The organism is Pseudarthrobacter sp. As-47 (assembly GCF_058215595.1).
This window is the reverse complement of the sequence record NZ_CM177088.1, coordinates 333,986-350,622: the sequence shown is the minus strand read 5'-3', so window position 1 is coordinate 350,622 and position 16,637 is coordinate 333,986. Positions and strand designations below refer to the sequence as shown.

At 66.6% G+C, this 16,637-nt stretch carries 14 protein-coding genes; 5 read left to right on the top strand and 9 right to left on the bottom strand.

The window, feature by feature from the left end; translation table 11 throughout:
• Positions 1-14 precede the first annotated feature (14 nt).
• On the bottom strand, positions 15-281 hold the full coding sequence (locus tag AC4BCK_RS01635) for a DUF6480 family protein (RefSeq protein WP_400511871.1): 267 nt from the start codon (positions 279-281) through the stop codon (positions 15-17).
• 140 nt (positions 282-421) lie between these two features.
• Here AC4BCK_RS01635 and AC4BCK_RS01630 point away from each other — a divergent pair, with 140 nt between their 5' ends.
• Positions 422-871, top strand: a complete 450-nt coding sequence (locus tag AC4BCK_RS01630; RefSeq protein WP_400511872.1) for a hypothetical protein — start codon at positions 422-424, stop codon at positions 869-871.
• Between the two features lie 92 nt (positions 872-963).
• Here AC4BCK_RS01630 and AC4BCK_RS01625 read toward each other — a convergent pair whose 3' ends face one another.
• The 3 genes from AC4BCK_RS01625 to AC4BCK_RS01615 all read right to left on the bottom strand — a co-directional run bounded on the left by AC4BCK_RS01625 (position 964) and on the right by AC4BCK_RS01615 (position 3,048).
• Entirely contained in the window at positions 964-1,767 is an 804-nt protein-coding gene (locus AC4BCK_RS01625) for a glycerophosphodiester phosphodiesterase family protein (RefSeq protein ID WP_374724832.1), read from the bottom strand.
• A 45-nt stretch (positions 1,768-1,812) separates the two neighbouring features.
• Positions 1,813-2,079, bottom strand: a complete 267-nt coding sequence (locus AC4BCK_RS01620; RefSeq protein WP_490566508.1) for a hypothetical protein — start codon at positions 2,077-2,079, stop codon at positions 1,813-1,815.
• Positions 2,080-2,229: 150 nt separating this feature from the next.
• Complete coding sequence (locus AC4BCK_RS01615) at positions 2,230-3,048, bottom strand: HAD family hydrolase (RefSeq protein ID WP_174179010.1); 819 nt, start codon at positions 3,046-3,048, stop codon at positions 2,230-2,232.
• A 142-nt stretch (positions 3,049-3,190) separates the two neighbouring features.
• On the opposite strand from AC4BCK_RS01615, the gene AC4BCK_RS01610 reads away from it, so the two are divergent.
• Positions 3,191-4,057 carry an AraC family transcriptional regulator gene (locus AC4BCK_RS01610; protein WP_490566507.1) on the top strand — a complete coding sequence of 289 codons (867 nt, stop codon included), beginning with the start codon at positions 3,191-3,193 and terminating at the stop codon, positions 4,055-4,057.
• 54 nt (positions 4,058-4,111) lie between these two features.
• On the opposite strand, the gene AC4BCK_RS01605 is transcribed toward AC4BCK_RS01610, so the two are convergent.
• The 3 genes from AC4BCK_RS01605 to AC4BCK_RS01595 all read right to left on the bottom strand — a co-directional run bounded on the left by AC4BCK_RS01605 (position 4,112) and on the right by AC4BCK_RS01595 (position 7,704).
• On the bottom strand, positions 4,112-4,942 hold the full coding sequence (locus AC4BCK_RS01605) for an IclR family transcriptional regulator (RefSeq protein ID WP_174179013.1): 831 nt from the start codon (positions 4,940-4,942) through the stop codon (positions 4,112-4,114).
• Between the two features lie 100 nt (positions 4,943-5,042).
• Positions 5,043-6,296, bottom strand: coding sequence for an aminopeptidase P family protein (locus AC4BCK_RS01600; RefSeq protein WP_174179015.1), 1,254 nt, complete (start codon positions 6,294-6,296; stop codon positions 5,043-5,045).
• Positions 6,297-6,360: 64 nt separating this feature from the next.
• Complete coding sequence (locus tag AC4BCK_RS01595) at positions 6,361-7,704, bottom strand: MFS transporter (RefSeq protein WP_490566506.1); 1,344 nt, start codon at positions 7,702-7,704, stop codon at positions 6,361-6,363.
• A gap of 499 nt (positions 7,705-8,203) precedes the next feature.
• On the opposite strand from AC4BCK_RS01595, the gene AC4BCK_RS01590 reads away from it, so the two are divergent.
• The 3 genes from AC4BCK_RS01590 to AC4BCK_RS01580 all read left to right on the top strand — a co-directional run bounded on the left by AC4BCK_RS01590 (position 8,204) and on the right by AC4BCK_RS01580 (position 12,396).
• A complete protein-coding gene (locus tag AC4BCK_RS01590) occupies positions 8,204-9,289 on the top strand; it encodes an S-(hydroxymethyl)mycothiol dehydrogenase (protein WP_174179019.1) in 1,086 nt (361 codons plus the stop codon).
• Entirely contained in the window at positions 9,289-9,906 is a 618-nt protein-coding gene (locus AC4BCK_RS01585) for an MBL fold metallo-hydrolase (RefSeq protein WP_436055988.1), read from the top strand. The genes AC4BCK_RS01590 and AC4BCK_RS01585 overlap by 1 nt, the downstream gene beginning before the upstream one ends.
• A 135-nt stretch (positions 9,907-10,041) precedes the next feature.
• Positions 10,042-12,396, top strand: a complete 2,355-nt coding sequence (locus AC4BCK_RS01580; RefSeq protein ID WP_490566505.1) for an FdhF/YdeP family oxidoreductase — start codon at positions 10,042-10,044, stop codon at positions 12,394-12,396.
• 100 nt (positions 12,397-12,496) lie between these two features.
• Here AC4BCK_RS01580 and AC4BCK_RS01575 read toward each other — a convergent pair whose 3' ends face one another.
• Both AC4BCK_RS01575 and AC4BCK_RS01570 read right to left on the bottom strand, forming a co-directional pair.
• Positions 12,497-13,993: an HNH endonuclease signature motif containing protein gene (locus AC4BCK_RS01575; protein ID WP_490566504.1), complete on the bottom strand. Its 1,497-nt coding sequence runs from the start codon at positions 13,991-13,993 to the stop codon at positions 12,497-12,499.
• A 120-nt stretch (positions 13,994-14,113) separates the two neighbouring features.
• Positions 14,114-16,621, bottom strand: a complete 2,508-nt coding sequence (locus tag AC4BCK_RS01570; RefSeq protein ID WP_490566503.1) for a GcvT family protein — start codon at positions 16,619-16,621, stop codon at positions 14,114-14,116.
• Between the last annotated feature and the right edge of the window lie 16 nt (positions 16,622-16,637).

Genomic DNA, 16,637 nt, shown 5'->3' with positions numbered 1-16,637 from the left:
CCTGCTCGCGAGTGCTATTCGCTGTGGCCCTGGTCGCCGCTCATCTGGTCTTCCGCAGGCGGAGTCTCGCCCGGAGGCACTCCCCCGCCCGGTTCCAGCCCCGTGATGTTGCCTTCAGCGGGATCCGGATTCGACGAGCCGGCAGAGTCCTTCCCGTCTTGCCCGGTGCCGCCCGGCTGGCCGGCAGGTGGATGGCCAGCGCGTTCCCTGGCGTCAGCCGGCGGGGTCTTGCCCGGCTGGTCCGGGTTAGCGGGATCGTTTTCGGGATGGTAGCTGCTCATGGTGCTTGCGTCCTTCCGGCCCGGCCGCGGTTCCTTGCCCCGGCTCTGGACTAATTGTAAGCATGCTGATAATTCTGGAGGGGTAATGCTCCGGGCATCCGCTGGGGTGCCCGGCACGCGAGGTCAGAAGGAGCAGTCACATGGGAATCGGCGACAGCATCGGCAAGGCAGCAGAAAATGCCATGGAGGATCTGGCAGGCACATCAAAGCCCACTGAGACAGCGCATGTTCCCGAGCCCACGGACCCGAACGATGACGTGGAGGTCCATTCCTCCATCAGCGAAGGCTCCAACGCCATGGAGGCGGAGAAGCAAAAGGCCCCGGGACCCACAACCGGAGCGGCTCCGGCCCCGGCCTCGGAATCCCCCTTTGGCGGGGACCTGGAGCCGGATGAGGCGGACGACGACGGCCGGCCGGCTGGCAGTGCGTCCGCACCGGAGGGCGGATCGGCTGCGCCGGCGGGCGGATCGCCTGCGTCCCAACACGGCGTCCCCGGGCCGGGCGGCCTTCCGGAGTCCAACCCGGAAGAGTTGCGGGCCGACCCTTCAGAAGGCGACCAGGACCCGTCCACCAGCACGGGCCGCGGGTAGCAGCACAGCCCGGCGGGTAGCAGCACGGGCACGGCCGGCCCGAGGCCAGCGGGGGTCCTGGGCAATGCTGCCCGGACAGGCCGCCGGCGCAGTCAGCCGTGCGGCCATTCCCCGCGTTCAAGCAGCACTTCCCGGAGCAGGTCCGCGCGGTCCGTGACCAGTCCGTCCACGCCCAGCTCCAGGAGCCGGCGCATCTCGTCCGGGTCGTTGATGGTCCAGGCATGCACCACGAGGCCCAGGGAGTGCGCGCGCCGGACAAAGCCCGGCGTCACCACGTGCACCCTGCCATAGCGCACCGGAACCTGCAGGGCGTGGACTCCGCGAAGGTTCCGGCGCATGCTCCACCTGAAGACCGGCCCGGGGAGCAGGCGGCCCAGCACAGTGAACAAACCCACGGAAACAACACCTGCCGACGCCGCCACGGGCTTGCTCAGCAGCTTCAGCACCGCCCGCCGCCGGCGGTCCGAGAAGCTGGTCAGCAGTACCCTGTGGTGCACCTGGTGCTTTTCGATTGCGGTGGCGATGCTGCGGACCGAGTTCCAGTCCTTGACGTCCACGTTGAGCCGGACCCCGGGCAACTCCGCAAGCAGCTCGTCCCACCGCGGGATGGGCTCACGCCCGCCGATCCGCGCCTTGGCTATCTCATGGGCGGGGAGCTCGGACACCCGGCCGCTGCCGTCGGTCACCCGGTCCAGCGTTTCGTCGTGGAAGAGGAGCACCACGCCGTCGGCTGTGGTGTGGACGTCCGTCTCAAGGTAACGGTAGCCGAGGTCGACGGCGGCGCGGAACGCGGTCATGGAGTTTTCCAGGCCGTCCCGGGAAAAGCCGCGATGCGCCATCGCGATGGGTATCGGGGACCCGTCCGCGGCGGCATGGTCGAAGAACGGGAGCGTCACACTGCGAGCGTACTCCAGGAGCGCCGGCTGCCCGGCCAGGCAGCGTCAGTCCTCGTAGGCGGCTGCGTCTTCCTGGAGGACGATGTCCACACCGTCGCTGCAGTGCAGCAGCGTCCGGCCGCGGCCGCCGTCGAAATCGATCCACACCGCGGAGTGGTCGGCAGTGACTGCGTCGACCAGGCCGCCGGCCTCGAATCCCGGGGTGAGGAGCACGCGGACGCGGTCACCCGCAGCGAGTTTCTTCCAGTGCGGTGCGGGCGTTGCCTGGCGCGGCAGCGCGTCGGCGGTTCCAAGCTTCGTTTTTCTTGCCATTGTTACCCCTTGAGCCTGTTACCCGGAGCCGGGATGGAGGGGTTGGGCCCTCCATCCCCAAGGTTAGGGAGCGAAGGTGAACGCGAGGTGAGCGCCAGCTGTGAAAACGGCGCTGCGTCCGGCGGGCCGGGGAGGAAGTCCGGCCCGGAATCAGGAAATCTGTACGCCCAGCGAGGCCAGCCGGGACTCCAGAACCTGGGCCACGCCGTCGTCGTCAAAATGGGGCGCCTGCTGCCCGGCCGCGCGGATCGCCTCCGGGTGCCCGCTGGCCATGGCGTAGCCGTGCCCGGCCCAGCGGAGCATCTCGATGTCGTTGGGCATGTCCCCGAACGCCACCACGTCCTCGGCGCCGATGCCCAGGGCGGCGGCGTATTCGGCGAGGGTGACGGCTTTGTTGACCCCGGGCAGGGCGAGCTCGAGCATCGACACCCCCGGCGAGGAATGCGTTGCAGAGGCAAGATGTTCGACGGCGGGGGCCACCTCGGCGAGGAAGTCGTCGGCCGTGCCTTCGCGGACGATGGCCAGGAACTTCACCACGGCGTCGTCCGCTGCCAGCGTTTCGGCCAGCGGCGCCGGCGTGAATTCGGAGAGCAGCTCACTGGAGCCGTTTTCGATGAAGCCGGGTTCGAGGTGGAACCCCCCGAGCGTTTCGGCGGCGAACAGCGCGGCGGGACGCAGCCGTTTGATGACGCGGCGGACTTCCAGGACGGCGTCGAGGGTCAGCGTCCGGGCGGAAACGAGCTTGTCCGCCTCAAGGTCCCAGACGACGGCGCCGTTGGAGCAGATGACGGTGCCGGTGTGGCCGAGCTGGTCCTGCAGGGGGTGCAGCCAGCGCGGCGGGCGCCCGGTGACGAAAACGAGTTCGACGCCGGCGTCCCGGCAGGCGTGGAAGGCCCGGACGGTGCGGTCGCTGATTTTGCCATCGTGGCCGAGGATCGTTCCGTCTATATCGCTTGCTACCAACCGCATCCTGCCAGTCTACGTTGAGGTATGGGCCGGAAAACCCGTGGGGACCGGTTTACTGCGCTCCGGGTGAACGCGATCGAATCGAACCGCAATAGTTGGGTGCGGGGTGGCACATGCGCGCAGGCTTGTAGGTGAAGAGGGAACCGTGATCTCAGCGCTCAACCAACTCGTCGATTACATCGACGGTCACCTCACCGAGGAGATCGCCGTTGACGACCTGGCGGTCAGCCTCGGCATGACCGAGTACCACCTCCGCCGCATGTTCTCATCACTGGCCGGCATGCCGCTCTCCGAGTACGTCCGAAGGCGCCGCATGACGGTGGCGGCAACGGAGGTCCTCGACGGCGGCGAGCTGCTGGCAATCGCTGTGCGGTATGGCTACGGCTCTACCGAAGCTTTCAGCCGGGCATTCCGGTCAGTTCACGGCGCCGGACCCGGCGACGTGCGCCGGGACGGCGGGCCCCTTCGCACGCAACCGCAGCTCAGGTTCCGCCTGACCGTAGAAGGGAACACCCCGATGGACACCCGCATCGCAGACCGGCCGGCATTCCGGCTCATCGGCCATTCGGCCCGTGTACCGCTTATCCACCACGGTCCAAACCCGCACATCCAGGCGCACATCGCCTCACTGCCGGCAGCAGAGCACGACCGGCTCAAAGCACTGGCCAACACCGACCCCAGGGGCCTGCTCCAGGTGAGCGCCGACGTCGACCCGGACTACACGGAGGGCAGCGAGCTCACGTACCTCCATGGCGTGGCCGTAACCCCAACGACGCCGGTGCCCGGGGATTTCGACGCGATCGAGGTCCCCGCGGGCACGTGGGCGGTCTTCCGCGCCGAAGGGGCGTACCCTGCGGTTCTGCAATCCACCTGGGCATCCACAGCCACCGACTGGTTCCCGTCGAACCCGTGGCGGCTGCGCCCGGGCCCCTCGATGGTGGCAGTCCTGGATCGCAGCGCCGACTTCAGCACAGCAAGCTGCGAATTGTGGCTCCCGGTAGAACGTGCCTGACGGATCAGCCCCGCTCTCCGGAGGCGCTGGCCAACCGGTACAGCCAGGCCCGGATCACTTGGTGTCTTTGGCCGCTTCAGGGCCGGCCCGCCGGGACCTTCCGCCCAGCCGGGCGGTGACCTTCGCTGCGGCGCCGGCGCAGGCCTCCCCCAACGCCTGCAGCCTGTCTTGGGACACCCGGAACCGGGGTGCGGGGATCAGGACGGCCGCCACCACCTCGCCCCGGTGGTCGAAGACGGGTGCCGCCAGTCCCACCTCATCAATGGAGGTTTCGCCGTAGTTGACGGCCCAGCCGCGCCGGATGTCGTCCTTGAGCCGGACCAGGTAGGCATCCAGGCTGGAGTCATCCAGGCCCGGGTAGCTGATGGCCCCGCTGCTGAGCAGGGACCGGACCCGGGGTTCAGGTTCTTGGGCCAGGAAGACCTGCACCGAGGCGCTGAGGGCGTCGTTGTACCGTGCCCCCAGCGGGGTGGTGTGCTTAATCTGGTGGTGGCTGGCAATCTGCTCCACGCAGATGGATTCATCGCCGCTCCACACCATCAGTGCGCTTGTTTCGCCGGTCTGCTCCGAGAGCTCGCGGAGTACGGGATAGGCAACGCGGCGCTCCTCAAGCTCGGCGAGGAGCGGCCCGGCCACGGCAATCAGCCCCAGCCCGAGCCGGAACCGCCGCGTTTCGGCGTCCCGCTCCACCAGGTGCTCCTGCTCGAAGGTTGCCAGGATCCGAGAGACCGTGCTCTTGTGCAGCCCCACGCGGTTGGCGATCTCGGTGACGCCAAGCAGGGGCTCGTCCGCCGAGAATGTCCGGAGGACCGCAATCGCGTTGACGATGACGGAAGCGCCCTTGCTGTCGCCGTTGCCTGTGGTCTCGGATTCTGTTGCACTCATGGTGTTACCCATCATTCCCTAAGGGAGGGCCGGAAGCGGCGCCATGGGGATGACGCCGCTTCCGGGTGTTCGCCGGGCCTGGTGGAGCCCGTTGGGGACGTTAGGCGCCGATGATGTTGTACTCGGGTCCGAACGGGAACTTGGTGATGTTCTCCGCGCCGTCCTCGCCCACCACCAGGATGTCGTGCTCGCGGTACCCGCCGGCACCCGGCTGGCCCTCGAGGACGGTGATCATCGGTTCCATGGAGACCACCATGCCCGGTTCCAGCACCGTGTCGATGTCCTCGCGGAGCTCGAGTCCGGCTTCGCGGCCGTAGTAGTGGCTCAGGACGCCGAACGAGTGGCCGTAGCCGAAGGTGCGGTTGGCCAGGAGCCCGTAGCCCACGTAGATCTCGTTGAGCTCGGCGGCGATGTCCTTGCAGACGGCGCCGGGCTTGATGAGTTCCAGGCCGCGCTTGTGGACTTCCACGTTGATGTTCCACAGCTCCAGTGAGCGGGCATCCGGTTCACCGTAGAACAGGGTGCGCTCCAGCGCCGTGTAGTAGCCCGAGGTCATGGGGAAGCAGTTCAGGGACAGGATGTCGTGTTCCTGGATCTTGCGGGTGGTGGCCCAGTTGTGGGCGCCGTCGGTGTTGATGCCGGACTGGAACCACACCCAGGTGTCGCGGATTTCGGAGTCGGGGAAGGTCCTGGCGATTTCATGGACCATGGCCTCGGTGCCGATCAGGGCAACCTCGTACTCGGTGATCCCGGCGGTGATGGCGTTGCGGATAGCTTCGCCGCCGAGGTCGCCGATGCGTGCGCCGTGCTTGATGACCTCGATTTCCTCGGCGGACTTGATCATGCGCTGGCGCATGGCGGCCTGGGCCACGTCCACCAGGGTGGCGGACGGGAAGGCCGCCTGGATCTTGTTCCGGTTGTCCAGCGGCAGCGAGTCGTCCTCGACGCCGAGGCGGCGCGGGTTGATGCCGCGGGTCCGCAGGACTTCCTGGATGGCGAAGATGTAGTTGTCGCGGCGCCAGTCCGTGTAGACGATGTTGTCGCCGTAGCTGCGGCGCCAGGGCATTCCGGCGTCGATATTGGCGGTGACGGTGACGGTGTCATCCTTGGTGACCACCATGCCGTAGGAGCGGCCGAAGGTGGTGAAGAGGAAGTCTGAGTAGTACTTGATGGAGTGGTAGCTGGTGAGGACGACGGCGTCCAGGTCCTTCTCGGCCATGATGCGGCGCAGGCCGGCCAGGCGGCGCTCAAACTCGGTGTCGGAGAACGTGAGGCTCACCTTCTCGCCGTTCTTGAGGATCTTGGTGCGCTCGAGTTCGGCGACAGTGGTGGCGTTTTCGGTGGTGATGGTCATCGTGGCGATGCCTTTCTCTCGTGCATTTGTTGAGGTGCAGTTGGTTTTGGTGTGGGGGGGGAAGCTATTCGTGCCGCAGGGGCTCTTTGCAGGTTTCCCTGGAGAGCGACACGGCAATGAGGGAGACGACGGCGGCAGCCACCAGGTACCAGGCCGGAGCCAGGTCGCTTGCGGTTGCGGCGATGAGGAGTGTCGCCATGAACGGGGCGGTGCCGCCGAACAGGGCGTTGGAGAGGTTGAAGCTGACCGCAAAGCCGCTGTAGCGCACCCGGGTGGGGAACATTTCCGCCAGGAAGCTGGGGAGTGTGCCGTCGTTGAGGGTGAGCATGGCGCCCAGCAGGATCTGGACCAGGACGATGACCAGGAAGTTGCCGGTGCCGAGCAGTGCGAAGGCGGGGACGGTCAGGACAATGAAGGCAACCGATGCGCTGATCAGTACCTTCTTGCGCCCGTACCGGTCCGAGAGCATGCCGGTGAGGAAGATGAAGCCGATGTAGGTGATCAGCGCGATGGTGGTGGCAAGGAATGATTCGGTTTCGCCCAGGCCCAGTTCCGAGGACAGGTAGGTGGGCATGTAGCTGAGGATCACGTAGAAGCCGACGGCGTTGAGCAGCACGGCGCCGACGGCCTGCAGCAGCTGCCGCCAGTGGTTGCGGAAGAGGCTGGAGACAGGGGCCTTGACGGCGTGGTCCTCGGCGGCCAGTTCACGGAATGCGGGGGTGTCCTCAAGCTTGGTCCGGATGTACCGGCCGATCAGGCCCATGGGGGCTGCCAGCAGGAAAGGCAGCCGCCAGCCCCAGCTCTGCATCGCCTCGGTGGAGAGCAGGGTGGTCAGCAGGCCGGCCATGAGTGAGCCCAGGAGCAGGCCGGCGGCGGTGCTCGCGGGGACGACGGCGGCGTACAGGCCACGCCGGTTGGCTGGGGCGTACTCCACCAGGAAGGCCGAGGCTCCTGCGTATTCACCGGAGGCAGAGAAACCCTGGACCACCCTGATGATCAGGAGCAGGACGGGCGCCCAGATGCCGATGGTGTCGTAGCCCGGAATCAGCGCTATGCAGAACGTGGCTCCGGACATGATGAGGATGGACAGGGAGAGAGCTGTCCGCCGTCCCACCTTGTCGCCGATGTGGCCCCAGACGAAGCCGCCGAGCGGGCGCACCAGGAAGGAGATGGCAAAAAGGGCGAAGGTCAGCAGCAGCCCGGTCTGCGGATCGGATTCCGGGAAGAAGACCGTTGCGATAGTGACGGCCAGGTAGCCGTAGACGGCGTAGTCGAACCATTCAACGAAGTTGCCGATGAAGCTGGCAGCGATGACCCGGCGCCGCGTTTCCTTGCTGACGGCACTGTCGGCAGGTGCGGGACGCGGGTCGCTCACGATGCTGCCCGGGGAGGAAGTTTCGTTACTCATATGTCCACCAAAGTGTTGTGGTTGCATTCAGCGCAACGCTGTTGCAACAGACTAAGGCGTGATGGCCGCCACAGTCAATGGTTTCGAGGCGGCGAATTACAGTTCCGGAAAAGGCCAATTTGAGGAGCGCCAAATCAAGCCCAGCGCTTGGGCCACACTTGTAGGCTGGGGAGATTGAAACCCCAAGAGTTGCTTCGAATGCAATAGTGTTGCGGATAGCTTGCGCGCGGACCTCAACCGCCTGGCGCTAATGCACGTCGAACTGGGCGGCTCTATTGACACGCCCTACGCCTGCTGACATATTTCGAGTAAGCGCTATACGCAACGTGTTGTGCATTACGCAATTGGAGAGGCCCGGGCGGAAGGTCTGGGAGGCACGACCACCCTTTCGGGTGCCTGCCACCCGTCCCTTTGGGTAGCCGTCCGGAAGCGTCGCAGCTTCTAGACTTGGGAGTCGGGCCGGGATCTTTGTCCGGCCAACGAAAGGAACACAGGAATCATGGTTCATAAAGTCAAGGCAGTCATCGCCAAGGAAAAGAACGCTCCGGTGTCAGTGGAGACCATCCTGGTGCCGGATCCGGGCCCGGGCGAGGCCCTGGTGGACATCCTGACGTGCGGTGTCTGCCACACGGACCTGCACTACAAGCAGGGCGCCATCAACGACGACTTCCCCTTCCTGCTGGGCCATGAAGCCACCGGTGTGGTCAGCGCTGTGGGTGACGGCGTTACCTCCGTCGCCCCCGGCGACCGCGTCATCCTGAACTGGCGCGCCGTGTGCGGTGAATGCCGCGCGTGCGCCAAGGGACAGCCCCAGTACTGTTTCAACACCGCCAACGCCACCCGGAAGATGACCCTGGAGGACGGCACGGAGCTCTCCCCCGCACTGGGGATCGGGGCCTTCGCCGAAAAAACCCTCGTCGCTGCGGGACAGTGCACCAAGGTGGATCCCGAGGCTGATGCGGCCGCCGTCGGCCTGCTGGGCTGCGGCATCATGGCCGGCATCGGCGCCGCCATCAACACCGGTGAGGTCAAGCGCGGCGAGTCCGTGGCGGTGATCGGCTGCGGCGGTGTGGGCATCGCCGCGATCGCCGGCGCCAAGCTCGCCGGCGCCACCACGATCATCGCCGTGGACATCGACGCCAACAAGGTGGACATGGCCACATCCCTCGGCGCCACGCACGGCATCGACTCCAGCAAAGAGGACCCCGTCGAGGCCATCCGCGCCCTCACCGGAGGCAACGGGGCGGACGTGGTGATTGACGCCGTCGGCCGTCCTGAAACGTACAAGCAGGCGTTCTACGCCCGCGACCTCGCCGGACGCGTGGTCCTGGTGGGCGTCCCGACGCCGGCCATGCAGCTTGAACTGCCGCTGCTGGACGTCTTTGGCCGCGGCGGCTCGCTCAAGTCCTCCTGGTACGGCGACTGCCTGCCCTCCCGCGACTTCCCCATGCTGGTGGCGCACTACAAGCAGGGCAACCTGGACCTGGACGCGTTCGTGACCGAACGGATCACCATCGACCAGGTGGAGGAAGCCTTCGACAAGATGCACGAGGGCAAGGTCCTGCGTTCGGTGGTGGAGCTCTAATGGTCGCCATCGAGAACCTGGTCACCTCGGGGACATTTTCGCTCGACGGCGGCACCTGGGACGTGGACAACAACGTCTGGATCGTAGGCAATGACGAGGAGTGCGTGATCATCGACTCCCCGCACGACGCCGCCGCGATCATCAACCAGGTCCGGGGCCGGAAAGTCCTTGCCATCCTCCTCACGCATGCGCACAACGACCACATCGGTGCTGCCCGCGAGGTTGCCGACGCCGTGGGCGCCCCGATCTACCTGAACCCCGAGGACCTGGTCCTCTGGGAACAGGTGTACCCGGACGCGCACCCGGACCGGGAACTGGCCGACGGCGACGTGTTCGAAGTGGGCGGTGCAACACTGAAGGCCATCCACACCCCCGGCCATTCCCCGGGCTCCACCTGCTTCTACCTGGAAAGCGAAGGAACGGTCTTCACCGGAGACACGCTGTTCAACGGCGGCCCGGGTGCCACAGGACGGTCCTACAGCGACTACCCCACCATCCTGGCCTCCATCCGGGAACGCCTGCTCACCCTCCCGCCCGGGACTGTGGTCCGCACCGGCCACGGGGACAACACCACCATCGCGGCCGAAACGGAAACGCTGGCGAAGGTTTCGCAGTAGCCGTCGAGCTGAGCATCGCGCGGGGCGCGCCGGGATTACCCGGCGCGCCTTCGCGGCGCCAGCGGCAACCGCGCCTTCGTGGCGCCCACGCAACACAGTACAAACACCACGCATGCCGGTAAGGAAGTTGGAACAATGAAGTTCGGTAAGCAGCCCGCCCCCGTTGCGGACATTGACGAGGACAACCTCGAAGTCCATAAGCCCAAGGCCGAGGCGGCAGGCGTGAAAGCCGTGATGGTGGCGCTGGAACGCGCGGTGGCCCAGGCCGGGGTGGCCCGCACGGCGCACTCGCTGCTGCGCCTGAACCAGCGGGGCGGTTTCGACTGCCCGGGCTGCGCCTGGCCGGAGTCGGACAAGAAGCGCAAGACCGCCGAGTTCTGCGAGAACGGCGCCAAGGCGGTGGCCGAGGAAAACACCCTCCGCACCGTCGGTGCCGAGTTCTGGGCCAGGCATTCGATCGCCGAGCTCTCGACGAAGACCGAGTACTGGCTGGGCAACCAGGGCCGGCTAAGTGAACCCGTGGTGATCCGGGCAGGCGAGAGCCACTATTCACCGATCTCCTGGGGTGATGCCTTCGACCTGATCGGCGAGCATGTGCGGGCCACCACGGCCGACCGTTGCGTTTTCTACACCTCCGGGCGCACCGCGAACGAGACGGCGTTTATGTACCAGCTGTTCGCGCGGGCTTTGGGCACCAACAACCTGCCGGACTGCTCCAACATGTGCCACGAGTCCTCGGGTTCGGCGCTGAACCCGACCATCGGGATTGGCAAGGGGACCGTGTCCCTGGACGATATCCATGATTCCGAGCTGATCTTCGTGGTGGGGCAGAACCCCGGGACCAACCATCCGCGGATGCTGTCCGCGCTGAAGGAATGCAAGGACAAGGGCGGCAAAGTGGTGGCGGTCAACCCGCTGCCCGAGGCCGGGCTGTTCAACTTCAAGGACCCGCAGACCGTCTCCGGCGTGGTGGGCGGCGGCACGCCGCTTGCCGACGAATATCTGCAGATCAAGGTCGGCGGTGACCTGGCACTGTTCCAGGCCCTTGGCCACCTGCTCCTGGCGGAGGAAGAGCGGAACCCGGGCACCGTCGTCGACCATTCCTTCATCGAGGCGCAGACAGACGGGTTCGCCGCCTACCGCGAGGCCCGCGGCAGCCTGGACTGGGCCGAAACCGAGAAGGCCACCGGGCTGACCCGGGAGCAGATCGAGACCGTTGCCGGGATGCTCATCAAGTCCAAGGCCACCATCTTCTGCTGGGCCCTGGGCGTCACCCAGCAGCCGCACTCGGTGGACACCATCAAGGAGATGGTCAACGTCCTGCTGCTGCAGGGCAACTTCGGCAAGCCCGGAGCCGGCGCCTGCCCGGTCCGCGGGCACTCCAACGTCCAGGGCGACCGCACCATGGGCATCTGGGAAAAACCCAAGGAATGGCTGCTGGAGGCGCTGGACACCGAGTTCGGGATCACCTCACCCCGGCACCACGGGTATGACGCCGTGGAAGCGATGGAGGCGTTCGAACGCAACGAGGTGGACGTTTTTGTGTCCATGGGCGGCAACTTCTCCCTGGCCTGCTCCGACACCGAGACCCTGGAGGCCGGCATGCAGCGGATCGGCCTGACCGTGCACATCTCCACCAAGCCCAACCGCTCCCACGTGGTGCATGGGCGCACCTCGCTGATCCTGCCCACCCTGGGCCGGACGGACAAGGACGACAAGCACCCCAACGGCGCACAGTTCCTCTCCGTGGAAGACTCAATGTCCGTGGTCCACTCCACCCAGGGCAGGCTCACGCCGGTCTCCGAGCACCTGCTCGCCGAACCCGTCATCGTGGCACGGATGGCCGAGGCCGCGTTCGGCCCGGACCACCCCGTGGACTGGAAAGCCATGGCCGAGGACTACGACGTGATCCGCGACCACATCGCCCGCGTGCTGCCCGGCTTCGAAGACTTCAACGCCAGGATCCGGACCAAGAACGGGTTCGTCCTGCCCAACCCGCCGCGCGATACCCGGTCCTTCAAAACCGACATCGGCCGGGGCCGGTTCACCGTGAGCCCGCTGGAATACCTCACCCCGCCCGACGGGCACCTGGTGCTCCAGACCATCCGCAGCCACGACCAGTACAACACCACCTTCTACGGCCAGGACGACCGCTACCGGGGCATCTCCGGCGGCCGCCGGGTGATCCTGGTGCACCCCGAGGACCTGGTGGAGCTGGGCTTCAAGGACCGGGACCTGGTGGACGTGGTCAGCACCTTCCGCGGCCACGACCGGCAGGCCGACAAGTTCCGCCTGATCGCCTACCCCACCGCCAAGGGCTGCGCGGCCGCGTACTTCCCCGAAGCCAACGCCCTGGTCCACAAGGAAAACGTGGCCCGCGAATCCAACACACCCGGCTTTAAGGCCATGTTCGTCCGGTTCGTGCCGCACCTCGCGGAAACCACCGACCAGGATTCTTCCGGGCAACTGGAGCCTGCCGCGGCGGGATAGCCCCCGCGGCGCTCCTACCGGCAGAACGACGACGGCGACACGCGGCAGGTGCCCGTGTCGCCGTCGGTGTTTCATCCACACGCCGGTGGCCGATGCGTAGTCACGCGCGGGCGCGGAGGAAGCGCTCCAAGGCGTCCTCTCCCGGCGACTGGGCAGTGTGCAGGAAATCCGCCGTACCTAGCTTCAGCTGGCTCGGCCAGTGGGGTGGTTCCCAGTCCTGGTGTTCGCTTTTGTAGTGGCGACCGGTGGGTGAGGTCCAGCCGGGAGGTTGGTTTTTGGTGGCTGGTGTTGGTGTCCAGCCGGTGGTGTGCCGGAGTTTGTGGTGTTTCGGACAGGGCTGTCCGAGGTTGCTGATCCCGGTGGTCCCGCCGTGGTGCCAGGCGAGGAGGTGGTCTGCCTCATTATCCAAAGAGCTGTTGCTGCAGCCGGGGAAGGGGCATTTGCCGTCCCTCAGCCTGAGCCAATTCCGCATCGCCTTGGTCACCCGGTAGCTGGTGCGCCCAATCTCCAGAGGTGCCCCGTCCCGCGGATCGACCAGGACGCGGTGAAAGGAGTCTGCTCCGTGTGCAACCAGGTCCCGCGCCATGGACGGCGGAACGGGGCCGAACCCGTCCAGCACCGCCGGCTCCTCCGTGAGGCCCATCAGCGAGAACACCGGCACGGTGACCAGGACCTGGGCCCGGATCCCCGGGGAAAGCAGGCCAGCACCGGTTCCTGCGCCGGCTCCGTCGCTGTCGCTTGCTTCCTCGCCGTTACCTGCACTGTTGTCTGCATGGAAGGTTGCACTGGTTCCGCTGGTGAGGATGGCTTCGGCGAATTTGTCGGTCCGGATTTGGGTGAGGGTGCGGGGTTCGTTGGGTCCTTGTGCGGCCCGCGCGAGGGCGTTAAGGCGGTTCCAGCCTGCCAGCGCCTGGTGCGCGGGCAAACAAGCGGAGAGCCAGGCCATGCCGTCCTGGTCCGGCCGGTATTCCACCCGCCGTTCAGCAACCCCCTTGGCATGGCGCTTTTCGATGGATTCGACGTGGTGGCGTTCACGCCAGGTGCGAGCTTTGTGCCGGAGCCGGTGCGCCGGCATTTCGCCGATTGCTGCGGCGGTGGGCGGTTTAGGGACGGCCGGGTCGAGGAAGTGGGCTTCCAGGGCGACGACCCCGGCCGGGTCCAGGGTTGCGGCCTCGTCCACCATGACCAGGGCGTGCTGCCAGGAGATCGTGCCGGCGTGCAATGCCGATAACGTCCGCGGCAACTCCTTGGTCAGCGCGTGGGATACGGACAGGAACGTACCCGCTGCCCGGTGTCCGAGAGCCAAAAGGCAGCCGATTTCCGCCGCGACAGCCATCTCCTGCGCCTGCACCGGCATATCCGGCGCTATGGCTTGGGCGCTGTCCGCATACTTCACGGCAGCACGGGCCTTCAGGCCTGCGAAACCGGCCTCCACCTCCCGCACCCCGGCAAGGATGTCCAGGCACCCGTCCGCCAGCCCGGCCAACGGATCGGCAGCAGAGAACGGCTCCGAACCGCACCCGTCCACCTCCGCATTGAGCACGGCAAGGGCGGCCCTGATATCCGCAAACGCCCTCGCCACCGCTTCCCTGCCCATAAACCCATCCTGCCAAGGGGGTCCGACAATAAGCCGGGAACCGGGCCGGCACACGAAAAACCGGGGGCCGCCTGTTCGGCGGCCCCCGGTTTCCGATGACAAGTACGGACAGGTTCCGGGCTAGCCCCGGAGGCGCTCCATGCCCGGATCGAACAGCGGCTCGGCAGAGACCGTGGCGGCGATGCGCTTGCCGAAGTACTCAACCTCCACCGAATCACCAACGGAAACTGAGGCGGGCAGCCACGCGTACGCGATTGGCTTGCGCACGGAGTAGCCGTAGGCGGCGCTGGTGACGTACCCCGCTGCGGAACCGTCCACGTACACAGGTTCCTTGCCCAGCACGAGGGACGTGCCGTCGTCGACCGTCAGGCACCGCAGCTCCCGCGCGGAAGGCTGCTCCTTGCGCGCCGCAAGGGCCTCACACCCCACGAACCCGGTCTTGTCCTTGGCAACCGAGAAGCCCAGGCCGGCCTGGTACGGGTGGTGTTCGGAGGTCATGTCCGTGCCCCACAGCCGGTAGCCCTTCTCAAGCCGCATGCTGTTGAACGCGCCGCGGCCGGCGGCAATGATTCCGTGCTCCCGGCCCGCCTCGAACAGCAGGTCCCACAGCTTCAGCCCGTATTCGGCGGTGGTGTAAAGCTCCCAGCCCAGCTCGCCCACGTAGGAGAGCCGCATGGCCGTGACGGGGATGCCGCCAACGGAGATTTCCTTGGTGCGGAAGTACTTGAGCCCGTCGTTGGTCAGGTCGTCGGAGCTGACCTTGCCGATCACCTCGCGGGCCAACGGCCCCCACAGCCCGATGCAGCAGGTGCTGCCGGTGATGTCGGCAACATGCACCCACTGGGTGGGATCGGCGGCCGACTGCTTCCGGGCCTCCACCCGCAGGTAGTCGAAGTCCACGTTGCTGTTAACGCCCAGCTGGAAGTCTTCCTCCGCCAGCCGCGCCACCGTCACGTCACTGCGGATGCCGCCGTCGTGCTCCAGCAGCAGGCAGTACGTCACGGCACCCGGCTTCTTGGCGATGTTGCCCGTGCTGAGCCGGTGCAGCAGCGCCTGCGCGCCCGGCCCCACCACGGACAGCCGCTTCAGCGGCGTCATGTCGAAAAGTCCGACGGCGGTACGCGTCTTCCACGCCTCGGCCGCAGAGATGGGGGAAGAGAACATGGCGGACCACTCGTCGCGCTCAGGTGCCTGCCACTCTGCGGGAAGCTCCTCCAGCAGGCCGCGGTTGGCTTCGAACCAGTGCGGACGCTCCCAGCCGGCGGACTCCAGGAAGAAGGCCCCCAGTTCCTTCTGCCGGACGTTGAACGGGCTGACGCGCAGGTCGCGCGGGGATTCCTTGGGCTGCAGCGGGTGCAGGATGTCGTAGATTTCCACGAAGTTCTGCTGGGACGTTTCGCTGACGTAAGCGTCGGAGGTCTGCACCTTTTCGAAGCGGGTGAGCTCGCAGCCATGCAGGTCCGTCTGGGGGTGGCCGTCCACCAGCAGCTCGGCCATCGCCTTGGCCACACCGGCGGAGTGGGTCACCCACACGGCTTCGGCCACGAACAGGCCCTGGAGGTCGGGCGCCTCGCCCATGAGCGGGCCGCCGTCGGGGGTGAAGGAGAAGATGCCGTTGAAGCCGTCCTGGATCCCGGAGTTGCGCAGCGCCGGCAGCAGGTCCTGGCTGTCCTCCCACGCGGGCAGGAAGTCTTCCAGGGTGAAATCGAGGCGGGAGGGCATGCGGTGGTCCGACATTTCCTCCGCGGAGACCTTCGGCAGGGCGGACATGTCCACCGGCATGGGGCGGTGGGCGTAGCTGCCGATGCCGATGCGGTCGCCCCATTCGCGGTAGTACAGGTCCTTGTCCTGGTAGCGCAGGATGGGCTTGCTGGCGCCCTTGGGGAGCTCGTTGACGCCCTCGAGTTCGGGCAGCGGGTTGCTGATGGCGTACTGGTGGGCCAGCGGCAGCAGCGGAACTTCCAGGCCCACCATCTTGCCGAGTTCACGGCCCCAGAAACCTGCACAGGACACCACGATGTCCGCCGGGATCAGCCCGTTGTCCGTTTCGACGCCGGTCATCTTGCCGCCCTCCTGGGCGATGCCGGTGACGGTGGTGTTGCCCTGGTACTTCACGCCGGCCTCGCTGGAGCGCTCGATCAGCAGCTGCACCGCACGGGCGGCCAGGGCCAGGCCGTCGGTGGGGATGAGCAGGCCGCCCAGGACTTCGCGGCCGCCGGTGAGCTTGCCGGTGTTCAGGAGGGGGTAGATCTTTTCGCACTCGTCGGCGTCCACGATCCGGCTTTCGACGCCCCAGGAGGTCATGACGCCCATTTTGCGCTTCAGGTCGGCGAGGCGCTCGGGTGTGGTTGCCAGCTCCAGGCCGCCCACCTGGTTGAAGCAGGACTGGCCGTCCTTGCTCAGGGCGAGCAGTTTGTTCACGGTGTACGTGGCGAATTCCGTCATTGTCCGTGACGGGTTGTTCTGGAACACCAGGCCCGGCGCGTGCGAGGTGGAGCCACCGGCGAGTTCCAGCGGGCCCTGTTCCACCACCGTGATGTTGGTCCAGCCCCGGGTGGCGAGTTCGTCGGCAAGGTTGGTTCCGACGATGCCGGCGCCGATGATGACAACGCGTGGTGATGCGCTCATAAGTAGTTCTCCTGGT

Bases quoted from the DNA above. Each gene is read 5' to 3' on its own strand.
- AC4BCK_RS01635 (WP_400511871.1), bottom strand. From the start codon at position 281: ATGAGCAGCTACCATCCCGAAAACGATCCCGCTAACCCGGACCAGCCG.
- AC4BCK_RS01630 (WP_400511872.1), top strand. From the start codon at position 422: ATGGGAATCGGCGACAGCATCGGCAAGGCAGCAGAAAATGCCATGGAG.
- AC4BCK_RS01620 (WP_490566508.1), bottom strand. From the start codon at position 2,079: ATGGCAAGAAAAACGAAGCTTGGAACCGCCGACGCGCTGCCGCGCCAG.
- AC4BCK_RS01615 (WP_174179010.1), bottom strand. From the start codon at position 3,048: ATGCGGTTGGTAGCAAGCGATATAGACGGAACGATCCTCGGCCACGAT.
- AC4BCK_RS01605 (WP_174179013.1), bottom strand. From the start codon at position 4,942: ATGAGTGCAACAGAATCCGAGACCACAGGCAACGGCGACAGCAAGGGC.
- AC4BCK_RS01600 (WP_174179015.1), bottom strand. From the start codon at position 6,296: ATGACCATCACCACCGAAAACGCCACCACTGTCGCCGAACTCGAGCGC.
- AC4BCK_RS01595 (WP_490566506.1), bottom strand. From the start codon at position 7,704: ATGAGTAACGAAACTTCCTCCCCGGGCAGCATCGTGAGCGACCCGCGT.
- AC4BCK_RS01590 (WP_174179019.1), top strand. From the start codon at position 8,204: ATGGTTCATAAAGTCAAGGCAGTCATCGCCAAGGAAAAGAACGCTCCG.
- AC4BCK_RS01585 (WP_436055988.1), top strand. From the start codon at position 9,289: ATGGTCGCCATCGAGAACCTGGTCACCTCGGGGACATTTTCGCTCGAC.
- AC4BCK_RS01580 (WP_490566505.1), top strand. From the start codon at position 10,042: ATGAAGTTCGGTAAGCAGCCCGCCCCCGTTGCGGACATTGACGAGGAC.
- AC4BCK_RS01575 (WP_490566504.1), bottom strand. From the start codon at position 13,993: ATGGGCAGGGAAGCGGTGGCGAGGGCGTTTGCGGATATCAGGGCCGCC.
- AC4BCK_RS01570 (WP_490566503.1), bottom strand. From the start codon at position 16,621: ATGAGCGCATCACCACGCGTTGTCATCATCGGCGCCGGCATCGTCGGA.